13 protein-coding genes are annotated in these 13,174 nt (G+C 73.1%); 7 read left to right on the forward strand and 6 right to left on the reverse strand.

What is annotated here, in order from left to right:
* Window position 1 precedes the first annotated feature (1 nt).
* Window positions 2-3,448, reverse strand: coding sequence for an AfsR/SARP family transcriptional regulator (locus ACZ6D7_RS05960; protein ID WP_469484063.1), 3,447 nt, complete (start codon window positions 3,446-3,448; stop codon window positions 2-4).
* Window positions 3,449-3,618: 170 nt separating this feature from the next.
* Between ACZ6D7_RS05960 and ACZ6D7_RS05965 the strand changes: the two genes are divergently transcribed.
* A complete protein-coding gene (locus tag ACZ6D7_RS05965) occupies window positions 3,619-4,419 on the forward strand; it encodes a site-2 protease family protein (protein WP_469484065.1) in 801 nt (266 codons plus the stop codon).
* Here ACZ6D7_RS05965 and ACZ6D7_RS05970 read toward each other — a convergent pair.
* Window positions 4,409-4,588 (reverse strand): hypothetical protein, encoded by a 180-nt coding sequence (locus ACZ6D7_RS05970; protein WP_469484068.1) that lies wholly within the window; start codon window positions 4,586-4,588, stop codon window positions 4,409-4,411. The genes ACZ6D7_RS05965 and ACZ6D7_RS05970 overlap by 11 nt on opposite strands.
* Window positions 4,589-4,676: 88 nt before the next feature.
* Window positions 4,677-5,393, reverse strand: a complete 717-nt coding sequence (npdG, locus tag ACZ6D7_RS05975; RefSeq protein WP_469484071.1) for an NADPH-dependent F420 reductase — start codon at window positions 5,391-5,393, stop codon at window positions 4,677-4,679.
* A gap of 103 nt (window positions 5,394-5,496) precedes the next feature.
* Here npdG and ACZ6D7_RS05980 point away from each other — a divergent pair, with 103 nt between their 5' ends.
* Entirely contained in the window at window positions 5,497-6,093 is a 597-nt protein-coding gene (locus ACZ6D7_RS05980; RefSeq protein WP_469484073.1) for a hypothetical protein, read from the forward strand.
* A gap of 12 nt (window positions 6,094-6,105) precedes the next feature.
* On the opposite strand, the gene ACZ6D7_RS05985 is transcribed toward ACZ6D7_RS05980, so the two are convergent.
* Window positions 6,106-6,339, reverse strand: coding sequence for a hypothetical protein (locus tag ACZ6D7_RS05985; RefSeq protein ID WP_469484075.1), 234 nt, complete (start codon window positions 6,337-6,339; stop codon window positions 6,106-6,108).
* Between the two features lie 59 nt (window positions 6,340-6,398).
* Here ACZ6D7_RS05985 and map point away from each other — a divergent pair, with 59 nt between their 5' ends.
* Window positions 6,399-7,256, forward strand: coding sequence for a type I methionyl aminopeptidase (gene map / locus ACZ6D7_RS05990; protein ID WP_469484078.1), 858 nt, complete (start codon window positions 6,399-6,401; stop codon window positions 7,254-7,256).
* A 174-nt stretch (window positions 7,257-7,430) separates the two neighbouring features.
* Window positions 7,431-8,078, forward strand: a complete 648-nt coding sequence (locus tag ACZ6D7_RS05995; protein WP_469484082.1) for a biliverdin-producing heme oxygenase — start codon at window positions 7,431-7,433, stop codon at window positions 8,076-8,078.
* A gap of 116 nt (window positions 8,079-8,194) precedes the next feature.
* Here the strand turns inward: ACZ6D7_RS05995 and ACZ6D7_RS06000 are convergent, their stop codons facing one another.
* The gene (locus ACZ6D7_RS06000) at window positions 8,195-8,410 is read right to left on the reverse strand and encodes a hypothetical protein (protein WP_469484085.1); all 216 of its coding nucleotides are present in this window, start codon (window positions 8,408-8,410) and stop codon (window positions 8,195-8,197) included.
* A gap of 124 nt (window positions 8,411-8,534) precedes the next feature.
* A complete protein-coding gene (locus ACZ6D7_RS06005) occupies window positions 8,535-9,179 on the reverse strand; it encodes a PhzF family phenazine biosynthesis protein (protein ID WP_469484087.1) in 645 nt (214 codons plus the stop codon).
* Between the two features lie 65 nt (window positions 9,180-9,244).
* Between ACZ6D7_RS06005 and ACZ6D7_RS06010 the strand changes: the two genes are divergently transcribed.
* The 3 genes from ACZ6D7_RS06010 to efeO all read left to right on the forward strand — a co-directional run bounded on the left by ACZ6D7_RS06010 (window position 9,245) and on the right by efeO (window position 13,173).
* The gene (locus tag ACZ6D7_RS06010) at window positions 9,245-10,330 is read left to right on the forward strand and encodes a FecCD family ABC transporter permease (protein WP_469484090.1); all 1,086 of its coding nucleotides are present in this window, start codon (window positions 9,245-9,247) and stop codon (window positions 10,328-10,330) included.
* A 683-nt stretch (window positions 10,331-11,013) separates the two neighbouring features.
* Window positions 11,014-11,832, forward strand: a complete 819-nt coding sequence (locus ACZ6D7_RS06015; RefSeq protein WP_469484093.1) for a heme ABC transporter ATP-binding protein — start codon at window positions 11,014-11,016, stop codon at window positions 11,830-11,832.
* A 189-nt stretch (window positions 11,833-12,021) separates the two neighbouring features.
* The gene (gene efeO, locus ACZ6D7_RS06020; protein WP_469484096.1) at window positions 12,022-13,173 is read left to right on the forward strand and encodes an iron uptake system protein EfeO; all 1,152 of its coding nucleotides are present in this window, start codon (window positions 12,022-12,024) and stop codon (window positions 13,171-13,173) included.
* Window position 13,174 lies beyond the last annotated feature (1 nt).

A 13,174-nucleotide genomic window follows, 5' to 3' on the forward strand; every position in this document is an offset into this window, starting at 1 on the left:
CTCACACCAGGGCGGCGGCCTCCTCGTAGGAGAGGCCGCCGCCCTCGGCGTACTCGGCCTCGAACCCCTCGTCGCCGAGCGCGGCCCGGGCACGGGTGGTGGCCAGCCCGTGCGCCTCACGCTCCAGGCGCACGGCGACGTGGCTGGCCGGGAGCAGGGCGTCGGCGGCGCCCAGGCAGCGGGCGGCGGCCGCGGCGCGGCGGCCGCCGTCGGCACCGGCCAGGACGACGGCGGCGATGGCGAGATAGAAGGGGCGCATGTGCGGGGCGATGTTCGTGGTCAACCTGTCGCCGGCGCGTTCCAGGGCCTGGCGAACGGCGGCCAGGGCTTCCTCGTACCGGCCGTCGAGTGCGTCCAGCCAGGCCTCCGCGCCGAGGATGAAGGCGTCGAAGACGACGAAGTGCGCGATGGCGAACTCTTCGCGCAGCAGCCGGAGCTGCTCACGGGCCTCGGTGCGGCGGCCGGTGAGACCGAGCCAGCCGGCGAGGAAGAGGCGGGCCGCCGGCATCGCCTCGTTGGCGTGGCCCCACTGGCTGTCGATCACCTCGCGCAGCAGGCGCTCGCCGCGCTCCGCGTCCCCCGCCTCCAGGAGCGCGCTGCCCAGCCGGGCGCCGAGCACCGCCAGCTGGTGGCGGGCGCCGAGCCGTTCGGCGTGGACCATGGCCGACTCGTAGTCGGCGGCGGCCTCCCGGTAGGCGCCCAGCCGCTCGTTCGACTCGGCGCGCGCGGAGAACGCCTCGGCCGCGCCCCAGGAGTCGCCCAGCCGCTCGAAGATCTCCAGGGCCTCGTCGGCGTCCCGGCCCGCGTCGCCGGCCCAGTCGGCGCGGTTGGCGAGGAGGTTGGCGCGCATCTGGAGGCAGGTGGCCAGCTCGTGCTCGTAGCCGGGGGTGGTACGGCACGTCTCGACGTTGGCGTCGCTGATGGTGCGGATGCGCTCCATGTCGCCGGTCAGCATCACGGCGTAGAACCAGAGCAGTCCGGGGGCGCGGCAGGTCTGCGGGAGGCCGGGCATGTAGGTCTCGCTGATGACCCGCAGCTTGTTCTGCGCGGCGGGGTTCTGCCAGTCGTCCAGCTCCATGTCCATGCAGGCGAGATGGGCGAGGTGGACGCCGCGCCGGGCCTCCAGGAGGACCTCGCCGGTCAGGGGCGGCGGGGCGTCGATGACGGGCTCCCGAACGGGGGCGGCCGGGCGGACGGGGTCGGTGAAGGGGTCGGGGCCGAGGTCCATGACGGCGCGGGACCAGGTGCGGGCCTCGATGCGCAGGTCGCGCATCTGCCAGTAGCCGACCAGGGACAGGGCGAGCATCAGCGCCTCCTGCTCGTCGCGGGCGGCGACGGCGCGGCGCAGCGCGGTGCGAAGGTTCTCGTACTCGACCTGGAAGTGTTCGATGGCGGCGAGCTGCCGGGAGCCGCGCAGCAACGGCTCGGTGGTGCGGGCGAGTTCGCGGTAGTACGTCAGGTGCGCGCGCTCGGCGTCGGCGCGGTGGCCGGACTCGTCGAGCCGTTCGGCGGCGTACTCGGCGACGGTCTCCAGCAGCCGGTAGCGCATCGCGCCGTCGGGTGCGGGGGCGGCGACGACCAGGGACTTGTCGACGAGGGAGGCCAGACGGTCCAGCGCGTCGGCGACGGCGCGGCCGCAGACCGCCTCGACGGCGGCGAGGTCGCAGCCGCGGGCGAAGACCGACAGCCGGCCCAGGACGTCGCGTTCGTCCTCGTCGAGCAGGTCCCAGGACCAGTCGACGACCGCGCGCAGGGTCTGCTGGCGGGGCAGCACGGTCCGGCTGCCGGAGGTGAGCAGCCGGAAGCGGTCGTCGAGACGGTCGGCGATCTGCCGGGGGGTGAGCATCCGCAGCCGGGCGGCGGCCAGCTCGATGGCGAGAGGCAGACCGTCGAGCCGCCGGCAGATCTCGGCGCACGCCTCCGGGTCGTCCTCGGTCCGGAACCCCGGCCGGGCGGCCGCGCCCCGGTCGGCGAGCAGCCGCAGCGCGACGGGCTCCGGCAGCGGCTCCACGGGCCGCACCAGCTCGCCGGGCACACCGAGGGGTTCCCGGCTGGTGGCGAGGACGGTGAGGCCGGGGCAGCGCTCCAGCAGCTCCGCGACGAGCCGGGCGGCGGCGCCGACCACGTGCTCGCAGTTGTCGAGGACGATCAGCATCCGGCGGCGCGCGCAGTGCTCGACGAGCCGCTCCACGGGGTCGTCGAGCCGCTCGCCCACGGCCCGCATCTCCTCGGCCCCGGCCCCGTACAGGACGGTCTCCCGCGCTCCTACGGCGGTCAGGACGGCCTGCGGTACGGCCTCCGGGTCGGCGACGGGGGCCAGCTCGGCGAGCCACACGCCGTCCCGCAGGAACCGCCGTACGGCCTCCCCGACCTCCTGCGACAGCCGTGTCTTCCCGGCCCCGCCGGGCCCGAGCAGCGTGACGAGCCGCGCTCCCGCCAGGTCCTCCCGGATCACCTCGATGTCGGCCTCCCGCCCGACGAAGGAGGTGAGCCGGGCGCGGAGATTGCTGGGGGGAGGGGCGGTGCTGTCCAGGGGCGTCTCGGTGGCGGAGACCGCGGGCGAGGTGGGGCGTGCGGAACCGAGGGCCGACGGGACGGAGCCGTCCGGCGGCGGCGCGGGCGAGTGGCCCGGCGACGCGCCGACCGGTGCCGTTGGCCGCATGGCCGGTTCCGTTCGCCGCGCGACCGGTTCCGTTCGTCCCGTGGCCGGTTCCGGACCGGCCGGGCTGAGCAGTTCGGCGTGCAGGGCCCGGAGGTGGGGGCCGGGGTCGGAGCCGAGGCGGTCGGCGAGGAGGCGGCGGACGTCGTCGTAGGCGGCGAGCGCCTCGGCGGGTCGGCCGGTGTCGCGCAGGGCGCGCAGCCGGAGGGTCTGGAGCGGCTCGTCCAGGGGGTGGGCGTCGCAGAGGGCGGTGAGTTCGGGCAGCGACTGCTCGGCGTGGCCGAGGGCGAGCGCCGCGGTGTGGCGGGCCCGTACCGCGTCGAGGCGGCGGGTCTCGCGGCGGGCCGCCTCCGCGCTGCGGTCGGGCAGATCGGCGAGGGCCGGCCCCTGCCAGAGGGCGAGGGCGTCGTCGAGGAGGGTGGCCGCCTTGGCGGGGTCGCCGTCGGCGAGGGCGCGCAGTCCGTCGGCGGTGAGCCGTTCGAAGCGGTGCAGGTCGACCGCGTCGGGCGTGGCGGCGAGCCGGTAGCCGCCCGCCGCGGAGGCGATCGCGTCCGCGCCCAGGGCCCGCCGCAGCCGCCCGATGAGCGCCTGGAGCGCGCCCGGCGCGTCGACCGGCGGGTCCCCGGCCCACACCTCGTCCACCAGCGTGCCCGCGGGCACGCTCCGTCCGGCCCGCAGCGCCAGCACGGTCAGCAGGGCACGCAACCGCGCCCCGCCGACGGCGACGGGGGTGCCGTCCGGACGGAGCGCCTGGGTGGTGCCGAGGATGCGGTAGCGCACGGGGTCCATTCTGTCCGGTGGCGTCCGGGGCGGTCACGGGGATCCGTCCGCCCGGGGTGGTGTCGTGTCCGGCTCCCCACCCTTCCATGGAACCCCGGGCCCACCGCGAGACGTTTTCCCCGTACGCCCGGTACGGTCGGGCCGGTCCGAGCGTGCGCACGAGTCCCCGGGGGAGCCCCATGACCACCGCCACCACCCGCCGCGGCGAGCGGCAGATCAGTCCCGTGTTCCTCGGGATCCTGGCCGTCACGGCGGTCACCGGCTGGGCGACCTGGACCGGGTTCGCCGAGCAGCCCGGTGTCGCCGTGTTCCTGTTCGTGACGGCGGCCTGGATCGTGTCGCTCTGTCTGCACGAGTACGCGCACGCGCGCACCGCCCACCACAGCGGGGACATCTCGGTCGGCGCGAAGGGGTACCTCACGCTGAATCCGCTGAAGTACACGCACGCGCTGCTCAGCATCGTCCTCCCCGTGATCTTCGTGATCATGGGTGGGATCGGTCTGCCGGGCGGCGCGGTGTTCATCGAGCGCGGGCGGATCCGGGGCCGGTGGCGGCACAGTCTGGTCTCGGCGGCCGGTCCGCTGACGAACGTGCTGTTCGCGGTGGTGTGCACGGCCCCGTTCTGGCTGGACGCGCTGGACGGCGTGCCGCCGGACTTCCAGTACGCGCTCGCGTTCCTCGCCCTGCTCCAGGTGACGGCGGCGCTGCTGAACTTCCTGCCGGTGCCGGGCCTTGACGGCTACGGCGTGATCGAACCGTGGCTGTCGTACGACGTGCGGCGCCAGGTGGAGCCGTTCGCGCCGTTCGGGCTGCTGTTCGTGTTCGTGCTGCTGATGGTGCCGGGGGTGAACCGCGAGTTCTTCCAGGCGATCTACTCGATCCTGGACGCGCTGGGCGTCGACGGCCTCGAGCGTTACTGCGGCGAGAACCTCTACCGCTTCTGGGAGGGCACGAGCGAGTACTGCTCGGTCAGCCCGTGACGGACTTCCGGGCCTTGTCCCGCTTGACGTAGTACCAGGTCATGTTGGACGACAGGCCCGCCAGCAGCACCCAGACGACCCCCAGGAAGCTGCCCTGCACGAAGGAGATCACGGCGGCGGCCACCGCGAGGAGACAGACGGCCAGGGTGTAGATGGCGAGGCGGGGCATGGGGGCGTTTCTCCTGTCGGTCCTGTCCGGGGACACCGGCTCCTGTCCGGGGGACACCGGCTTGTGCCGTCCAGTGTCCCCCATGCGCTCAGACGTCCGTGACCCGCAGTCCCGCGTGGGCCTTGTAGCGGCGGTTGACCGAGATCAGGTTGGCGACCAGGGACTCCACCTGGTGGGCGTTGCGCAGCCGCCCGGCGAAGACGCCCCGCATGCCGGGGATACGGCCGGCGAGCGCCTGCACGATCTCCACGTCGGCGCGCTCCTCGCCGAGCACCATCACATCGGTGTCGATCTCCTCGATCTCCGGGTCCTGGAGGAGGACGGCGGAGAGGTGGTGGAAGGTCGCGGTGACCCGGGAGTCCGGCAGCAGGGCGGCGGCCTGTTCGGCGGCGCTGCCCTCCTCCGGCTTCAGCGCGTAGGCGCCCTTCTTGTCGAAGCCGAGCGGGTTGACGCAGTCGACGACGAGCTTGCCGGCCAGTTCCTCGCGCAGGGACTCCAGGGTCTTGCCGTGGCCCTCCCACGGCACGGCGACGATCACGAGGTCGCTGCGGCGGGCGGTCTCGGCGTTGTCGGCGCCCTCGACGCCGTACCCGAGTTCCTCGGCGGCGGCCTCGGCGCGTTCGGCGGCGCGCGAGCCGATGATCACCTTCTGGCCGGCCTTGGCCAGGCGGTAGGCCAGCCCCTTGCCCTGCGGGCCGGTGCCGCCGAGCACGCCGACGACCAGTCCGGAGACGTCGGGAAGGTCCCAGGGGTCCTTGGCGGGGGCCTTCGCGGGAGCGTTCTGTGCACTGTCGGTAGAGGTCATGGGCCGACTTTACGTGGGGGTCGCGGGGGTCCCTTCGCCGTGCCGGGTGAATGCGGCGCGAACCGCCCGCCCCCGGTGGCCGATTGGGGCAGGATGCGGCCGCATGGACGCCGTACGGGTCGCGCTGCTGCGCGAGGTGCTCGCCGGGACGGAGTGGCTCGGGGCCACCCGGAGGTTCGCCGCGGTGCTGCGGGGTGCGGTGGTGTCGCACGGGGGCGGACTGCTGCTGGTGGGGTCGGCGCGGTACGAGCCCTGGCACCTCGCGGCACATCTGGTGGACGAGGCCGCCTGGTCGGGTACGCCGGAGCTGGCGCCGACGCTCGTACGGCATCACGCGCGCCCGTCGGACCCGGCGCACCTCGCGGTGGGCCTGGGCCGGATCGAGGCGGCCCGGCGGGGCGAGACGCTGCTGGTGGCGTCGCCGGAGGGCGATGCGGCCCTGCTGGAGCGGGTGTCCGACGCCCGCCGGGCCGGGGTGACGGTGCTGGCGCTCGGGCCCGGCGAGGGGGAGCTGACGGCCCTGTCGCACGAGACGCTGGCGGTCCCGGACGGCTCGGAGCTGGACCTGGACACCGTGCAGCACCTGGTGAGCGCGGCGGCCGGCGAGAACGCCCGCCCCGGCCGATCGCGCCGGACCCTCCGCGCCCGCCTCGCCGGCCTGGCGGAGTCCCTGACGGCCCCGCCCCCTCCCCCCTGGTGATGCCGCGGGTGATCAGTCCTCGTCCGTGGCGCGGCCCGAGGGCGCGTCGTGCCACTTGGGGTCGTTCTCCCACTCGAGGTTGCGCTCGCGGGCGTTCTCCATGGCGTGCTGGGCCTCCTCGCGGGAGGCGTAGGGGCCGAAGCGGTCCTTGCCGGGACAGTCCGGCCCCTCCTCGACCTTCTTGTGCTCCAGGCAGTAGTACCACTCGCCCGGTTTTCCGGTGACGCGCCTCTTGAACAGCGGCATGGCCGGCTCCTCTCGCCACCCCACATGTTCCCCCACGGTCGCTCGATAGACTCGGCGGCATGTCTGGCCAGTCGCTGCTCGTTCCAGGGGAGCTGTCCCCCACCCGTTCCGTGCCCGGAAACATCCGCCGGCCCGAGTACGTCGGCAAGCCCGCGCCGACGCCGTACACCGGACCGGAGGTGCAGACGCCCGAGACGGTGGAGGCGATGCGCCGGGCCGGGCGGATCGCGGCCCGGGCGATGGCGGAGGCCGCGAAGCTGATCGCGCCGGGGGTGACCACCGACGAGCTGGACAGGGTGGCGCACGCGTACATGTGCGACCACGGTGCCTACCCCTCGACGCTCGGCTACCGCGGTTTCCCCAAGTCGCTGTGCACCAGCGTCAACGAGGTGATCTGCCACGGCATCCCGGACTCGACGGTGCTGCGCGACGGCGACATCGTCAACCTGGACGTGACCGCGTACATCGGTGGGGTGCACGGCGACAACAACGCGACGTACCTGGTGGGGGACGTCGACGAGGAGAGCCGGCTGCTGGTCGAGCGGACCCGTGAGTCGCTGGAGCGGGCGATCAGGGCGGTCAAGCCGGGCCGGCAGGTCAACATCATCGGCCGGGTCATCGAGTCGTACGCGAAGCGGTTCGGGTACGGGGTGGTGCGGGACTTCACCGGGCACGGGATCCACTCGTCGTTCCACTCTGGGCTGATCATCCCGCACTACGACAGCCCGCACGCGACGACGGTGCTGCGGCCCGGGATGACCTTCACGATCGAGCCGATGCTGACGCTCGGCACGCACGAGTACGACATGTGGGACGACGGCTGGACCGTGGTGACGAAGGACCGCCGGCGGACCGCCCAGTTCGAGCACACGCTGGTGGTGACGGAGACGGGCGCGGAGATCCTCACCCTGCCCTGACCGTTCCCGTTCCCGTCCGCGCCCGCGAAAGGCCCGCTCTCCACGGAGAGCGGGCCTTTCGTATACCCGTTTGCCGTCCCAGGTGGGCATGGCGCGAAATCCGGGTACGGTTTTACCGACAGAGAGTCGGCAAAGCGTTGACTTAGGTAAGCCTAACCATAGAAAATCTGCCCTATGGACTCGTTCTCGACACTCATCCGTACGGCGTCCCACGAGCAGCACGTGGAGGCCGAGACCTCGACGTTCATGAGCGACCTGCTCGGCGGCAAACTCGGGGTCGACGCGTACGCGCGCTACACCGAGCAGCTGTGGTTCGTGTACGAGGCCCTGGAGGCCGGCACCGAGCGGCTGACGTCGGACCCGGTGGCGGGTCCCTTCGTCCAGCCGGAGCTGTACCGGCTGGACGCGCTGGAGCGGGACCTGGCGCATCTGCGGGGCCCCGCCTGGCGGTCGGGGCTGTCGGCCCTGCCGGCCACCCGGGCCTACGCCGACCGGGTGCGCGAGTGCGTCGAGCGGTGGCCGGGCGGCTACATCGCCCACCACTACACGCGCTACCTCGGCGACCTCTCCGGCGGCCAGATCATCCGCGACCGGGCGGAGCGGACCTGGGGCTTCGAGAAGAAGGGCGACGGCGTCCGCTTCTACGTCTTCGAGGAGATCACCAACCCGGCCGCGTTCAAGCGGGGTTACCGCGAACTGCTGGACGGGGTGTGGGCGGACGACCTGGAGAAGCAGCGGATCGTGGCCGAGTGCAAGCGCGCCTTCGCGCTGAACACGGCCGTCTTCCGGGCGCTGGGCGAGGAGTTCCGGCTCTCCGCCTGATCCGGCCCGATCCCGCTGATCTCGCCGATCCCTCCGATCCCGCCGATCCCACGCGGGGCATCCCGGGACACTTCCGGGCCCCCTCCCCACGGCGAGAGGGGGCCCGGTACGGATCATCAGAAGCGGTCGCAGTGTTCGCCGGCCCAGAACAGGTCGCTGGAGGACGTGTCGATCCAGCCGATGTACGGGCTGCACACGTCGCCGTGCTCGACGCCGTGGTGCCGGGGCTCGCCGTAGCCGCGGTGATCCTCGTCGGCGGTGGCGCTCGTCGCGCCGGCGGCGGCCAGGGCGATCCCCAGAACGGCTGCGGCCAGGGCAGATCGGATACGCATGGTGCTCCTCTTCACGGAGGCGGAGTGGTCACGCCCAGAGGTCCCCGTTCGCCCCGGCGCACACACGCGGGACCACCCGTACGGCCGCCCAGAAGATCGCGGAAGCCCGCGCACGGCCGTACGGTCAGCGCTCCAGGAACACCCGTCCGCCGATCTCCACCCAGCCGTAGGGCTGGGGTGCGGTGAGGATCTGGGAGCCGGCGCCCTGGGTGATGTTCAGGGCGCGGCCCAGCTGTTCGGTGAGCAGCAGGGCCGCCGCGCCGGTCGCCTCGTCCTCCTCGATGCCGTCGTCGCGGCCGGGGAAGCCACGGGCACGGATCCGGCCGGCCGGCTCGTCCTCCCAGGCCCAGGCGTAGATCCACTCCCCGGGCGGCGGTACGGGCAGGGCGTCGACCTCGGCGGCCCCGGCGTACTGACGCAGCGTGCGCGGCGGGGCCCACTCCGCCCGCGCCTCGATCCAGCTGAACTCCCCGTCCAGGCGGGCGCCGACGACTCCCGCCGGGGTGACCAGCTCGGGCACGTCGAGCAGCCAGGCCGTGCCCACGCAGGGGTGGCCGGCGAAGGGCAGGCGCAGGGTGGGCGTGTAGATGTCGATGACCCCGCGCTCGGGATCGTCGACGAACACCGTCTCGCTGAAGCCGAGTTTGGCCGCGAGGTCCTGGCGGTCCTCCCGGCGGGGCAGGACCGAGCCGTCGCGGACCACGCCCAGTTCGTTGCCGTAGCCGCCGTTCGGCGCGCAGAAGACGCGGAGCACGTCGTAATCAGTCACCCGGGCATTGGAACATGGCCGGACCAGCGCCCTTGATATAGGTAAGGCTAACCTAAGGTTTCCCAATGACCGTCCTGGACACGCAAGTCGAAACCGCGGCTCCGGCAGCCGCGCCCCGCGGCAGACGCGCCACCGCCTGGCTGCTCACCGCCGGGCTGGTGGCGGCGCTGCTCGTGCTCGTGCCGGTGGCCGGGGCGCTGGGCGCGTACCCGATCCCGGTCGGGGACGTGCTCGCCTCCGTGCAGCACCGGATCGGGCTCGGCGGGGCCGAGCTGGACCGGGTCGCCGAGTCGGTGCTGTGGAACGTGCGGTTCCCGCGGATCGTGCTCGCGCTGCTCGTGGGTGCCTCGCTGGGGTGCGCGGGAGCCCTGATGCAGGGGGTGTTCGGCAACCCGCTCGCCGAACCCGGCGTCATCGGGATCTCCTCGGGCGCGGCGGTCGGCGCGGTCGCCTCGATCGCGTTCGGCATCACCTTCCTCGGCAACTGGACCGTGCCGGCGTTCGCGTTCCTCGCCGGGCTCGGCACGGTGCTGGTCGTCTACGCGCTGTCGCGGTCCGGCGGGCGGTCGGAGGTGGTGACGCTGATCCTCACCGGGATCGCCGTGAACGCCTTCGCGGGGGCGCTGATCGGGCTGTTCCTGTTCTTCGCGGACACGGCGGCGATCCAGCAGATCACCTTCTGGCAGCTCGGATCGCTCTCCCAGGCGACCTGGCCGAAGGTGCTGGCGGTGCTGCTGTGCGCGGTGATCGGGCTGGCGCTGGCGCCGCTGTACTCACGCCGGCTGGACCTGCTGGCGCTCGGGGAGCGGCCGGCCCGGCATCTGGGCGTGGAGGTGGAGCGGTTGCGGATCGTGCTGATCCTGGTCATCGCGCTGCTGACCGCGGCGGCGGTGAGCGTGTCCGGGATCATCAGTTTCGTGGGGCTGGTGGTGCCGCACCTCCTGCGGATGGCGGCGGGGCCGGGTCATCGTTTCCTGGTGCCGGGGAGTGCGCTGTTGGGGGCGTTGGTGCTGCTGGCGGCGGATCTGGCGGCCCGCACGGTTGCCGTCCCGGCGGAGCTGCCGTTGGGTGTCCTGACGGCACTGCTCGGGAGCCCCTTCTTCTTCTGGCTGCTGCGACGGACTCGGCGACGGCAGGGTGGTTGGGCGTGAGCGGTCGCCGTGCGGTTCGCCGTGCGGCGGGCGGTGCGACGGCCGGTGCCGCGCCGTCGTGGCCGGTCGCGCAGTTCCCCGCGCCCCTGGGCGGTTCGCCATGCGGCGGGCGGTGTGACGGCGGGTGCGGCGCCGTCGTGGCCGGTCGCGCAGTTCCCCGCGCCCCTGGAGGGCCGGCCCTTCGGGCCCTCGCGGTTCGCCGTGCGGCGGACGGTGCGACGGCCGGTGCCGCGCCGTCGTGGCCGGTCGCGCAGTTCCCCGCGCCCCTGGAGGGCCGGCCCTTCGGGCCCTCGCGGTTCGCCGTGCGGCGGACGGTGCGACGGCGGGTGCGGCGCCGTCGTGGCCGGTCGCGCAGTTCCCCGCGCCCCTGGAGGGCCGGCCCTTCGGGCCCACGCGGTTCGCCGTGCGGCGGGCGGTGCGACGGCCGGTGCCGCGCCGCCGTGGCCGGTCGCGCAGTTCCCCGCGCCCCTGAAGGGCCCGGCCCTTTCAGGCCCACGCGGTTCGCCATGCGGCGGACGGTGCGACGACCGGTGCCGCGCCGTCGTGGCCGGTCGCGCAGTTCCCCGCGCCCCTGGGGGCCGGCCCTTCGGGCCTCGCCCCCCAGCCCTACTCCCCCCAGCCCCACTACCGACTCCCCCCGCGCCCCCTCCCCTTCCCTCCCCTCCCCCCTCAAGGAGCCCCGCATGAGACTTCTCCGTGGTCGTCCTATGCCTCCCGGTGCTGTCGTGGCCGGTGATGTGATTGCCGAGGCCGTTGGGGTTCGGGTGCGGCTCGGGGGGCGGGAGGTGCTTCGGGGGGTGGACATCGGCGTCCGGGCCGGGGAGGTGCTCGCGCTGGTCGGGCCCAACGGGGCCGGGAAGTCCACGCTGCTCGCCGCGCTCGCCGCCGACCTGCCGGCGGCCCAGGGCACCGTACGGATCGACGGTCGCCCCGCCTCACAGTGGTCCGCTCCGGAACTCGCCCTGCGGCGGGCCGTGTTGCCGCAGGCGGCGGCGTTGTCCTTTCCGTTCACCGTGGCGGAGGTGGTCCGGATGGGGCGGGCGCCGCACGACTCCTCGCCCGCCGAGGACGAGTTGACGATCGCCGAGGCGATGGCCGCGACCGAGGTGACCGCCTTCGCCGGGCGGCCGTTCTCCGCGTTGAGCGGCGGCGAGCGGGCCCGGGTGGCGCTCGCCCGGGTCCTCGCGCAGCGCGCCCCTTTGCTCCTGCTGGACGAGCCGACCGCCGCACTCGACCTGAAACACCAGGAGTTGGTGCTGCGGCTGTGCCGGGACCGGGCCCGGGAGGGCGACGCGGTCGTGGTCGTCCTGCACGATCTGGGGCTCGCCGCCGCCTACGCGCACCGGGTCGCCGTCCTGCACGCGGGGCGGGTCGCCGCGGACGGGCCGCCGGCCGAGGTGTTCACCGAGCGGCTGCTGTCGGAGGTCTACGACCAGCCCGTGGAGGTGCTGCCGCACCCCCGGACCGGAGCACTCCTGGTGACTCCCAAGCGGAACCTTTGAATCTCCTTTGACCATTGCTTGGCGTCCGTTTTGAGTCACCGTGATCGAGTCGTGCTCTTACAGCGTCTATGAGAGGTGAATCACTGCACGGCAGGGTATTACGCAGGTAAGGCTTGGATAAGTTAGGCGAGCCTCACCGAACCGTGTGAGCCCTGTCACGTGATTTTTCAGCCACCGCCGGGAGCGCGCATGCGAGCCGCCAGACTGTCCGCCGTCACCGCCGTCGCCGTTGTGTCGGCCCTCACCGCCGTCACCGGCTGCACCGAGAAGAGCGACGCGAAGAGCGGCGACCGGGTGATCGCGGTGACCGCCACCGACTCGAAGTGCGACACCTCCACGAAGGAGATCTCCGCCGGGCACGTCGAACTGGCCATCGAGAACAAGGGCTCGAAGGTCACCGAGGTCTACATCCTCTTCCCGGACGACCGTGTGGTCACCGAGCGCGAGAACATCGGCCCCGGCACCAAGCAGCGGGTCACCGCCGAGGTGAAGGCCGGCACGTACCAGATCGCCTGCAAGCCCGGTATGAAGGGCGACGGCATCCGCCAGGACCTCAAGGTCACCGGCGGCAAGGTCGCCGCGCGCGACCCGCGGCTGGACAAGGCCGTCGCCGCCTACCGCAGTTACGCGCAGGAGCAGGCCGACGCCACGCTGCCGCTGGCCAAGACCTTCGCCGAGGCGGTCAAGTCCGGTGACCTGGAGGCCGCCAAGAAGGCCTACGCCCCCTCCCGCATCGGCTGGGAGCGCACCGAGCCGGTCGCCGAGTCCTTCGGCGACATCGACCCGAAGGTCGACGTCCGCGAGGACGGCCTGGAGGAGGGCCAGGACCCGGCGAAGGACTGGACCGGCTGGCACCGGCTGGAGAAGTCCCTCTGGCAGGACAAGAAGATCACCGCCGCGGACAAGGCCCTCGCCGACCAGCTGATCACCGACCTGACCGACTGGCAGAACCGGGTCGGCAAGGCCGAGATCACCCCGACCTCCATGGCCAACGGCGCCAAGGAGCTGCTCGACGAGGTCGCCACCGGCAAGGTCACCGGCGAGGAGGAGCGCTACTCGCACACCGACCTGGTCGACTTCAAGGCCAACGTCGAGGGCGCGCAGGAGTCGTACGAGCTGCTGAAGCCGGTCGCGAAGGAGAACGACGCGGCCCTGGTCACCGAGCTGGACAAGCAGTTCGCCGCGCTGAACGCGCTGCTGGACAAGTACCGCCCGAACACGTCGTCGTACGAGTTCACCTCCTACGACAAGGTCGGCAAGGCGGACCGCAAGGAGCTGTCGGACGCGGTCAACGCGCTCGCGGAGCCGCTGTCCAAGCTCGCCGCGGCCGTGGCGAAGTAGA

The organism is Streptomyces sp. NPDC041784 (assembly GCF_055591025.1).

What these genes read in the sequence shown, in the direction of transcription:
- ACZ6D7_RS05995 (WP_469484082.1), top strand. Translation starts at nt 7,431, where the DNA reads ATGGACTCGTTCTCGACACTCATCCGTACGGCGTCCCACGAGCAGCAC.
- ACZ6D7_RS05965 (WP_469484065.1), top strand. Translation starts at nt 3,619, where the DNA reads ATGACCACCGCCACCACCCGCCGCGGCGAGCGGCAGATCAGTCCCGTG.
- ACZ6D7_RS06010 (WP_469484090.1), top strand. Translation starts at nt 9,245, where the DNA reads ATGACCGTCCTGGACACGCAAGTCGAAACCGCGGCTCCGGCAGCCGCG.
- ACZ6D7_RS05985 (WP_469484075.1), bottom strand. Translation starts at nt 6,339, where the DNA reads ATGCCGCTGTTCAAGAGGCGCGTCACCGGAAAACCGGGCGAGTGGTAC.
- ACZ6D7_RS05960 (WP_469484063.1), bottom strand. Translation starts at nt 3,448, where the DNA reads ATGGACCCCGTGCGCTACCGCATCCTCGGCACCACCCAGGCGCTCCGT.
- ACZ6D7_RS06015 (WP_469484093.1), top strand. Translation starts at nt 11,014, where the DNA reads ATGAGACTTCTCCGTGGTCGTCCTATGCCTCCCGGTGCTGTCGTGGCC.
- npdG (WP_469484071.1), bottom strand. Translation starts at nt 5,393, where the DNA reads ATGACCTCTACCGACAGTGCACAGAACGCTCCCGCGAAGGCCCCCGCC.
- ACZ6D7_RS05980 (WP_469484073.1), top strand. Translation starts at nt 5,497, where the DNA reads ATGGACGCCGTACGGGTCGCGCTGCTGCGCGAGGTGCTCGCCGGGACG.
- ACZ6D7_RS06000 (WP_469484085.1), bottom strand. Translation starts at nt 8,410, where the DNA reads ATGCGTATCCGATCTGCCCTGGCCGCAGCCGTTCTGGGGATCGCCCTG.
- efeO (WP_469484096.1), top strand. Translation starts at nt 12,022, where the DNA reads ATGCGAGCCGCCAGACTGTCCGCCGTCACCGCCGTCGCCGTTGTGTCG.
- map (WP_469484078.1), top strand. Translation starts at nt 6,399, where the DNA reads ATGTCTGGCCAGTCGCTGCTCGTTCCAGGGGAGCTGTCCCCCACCCGT.
- ACZ6D7_RS05970 (WP_469484068.1), bottom strand. Translation starts at nt 4,588, where the DNA reads ATGCCCCGCCTCGCCATCTACACCCTGGCCGTCTGTCTCCTCGCGGTG.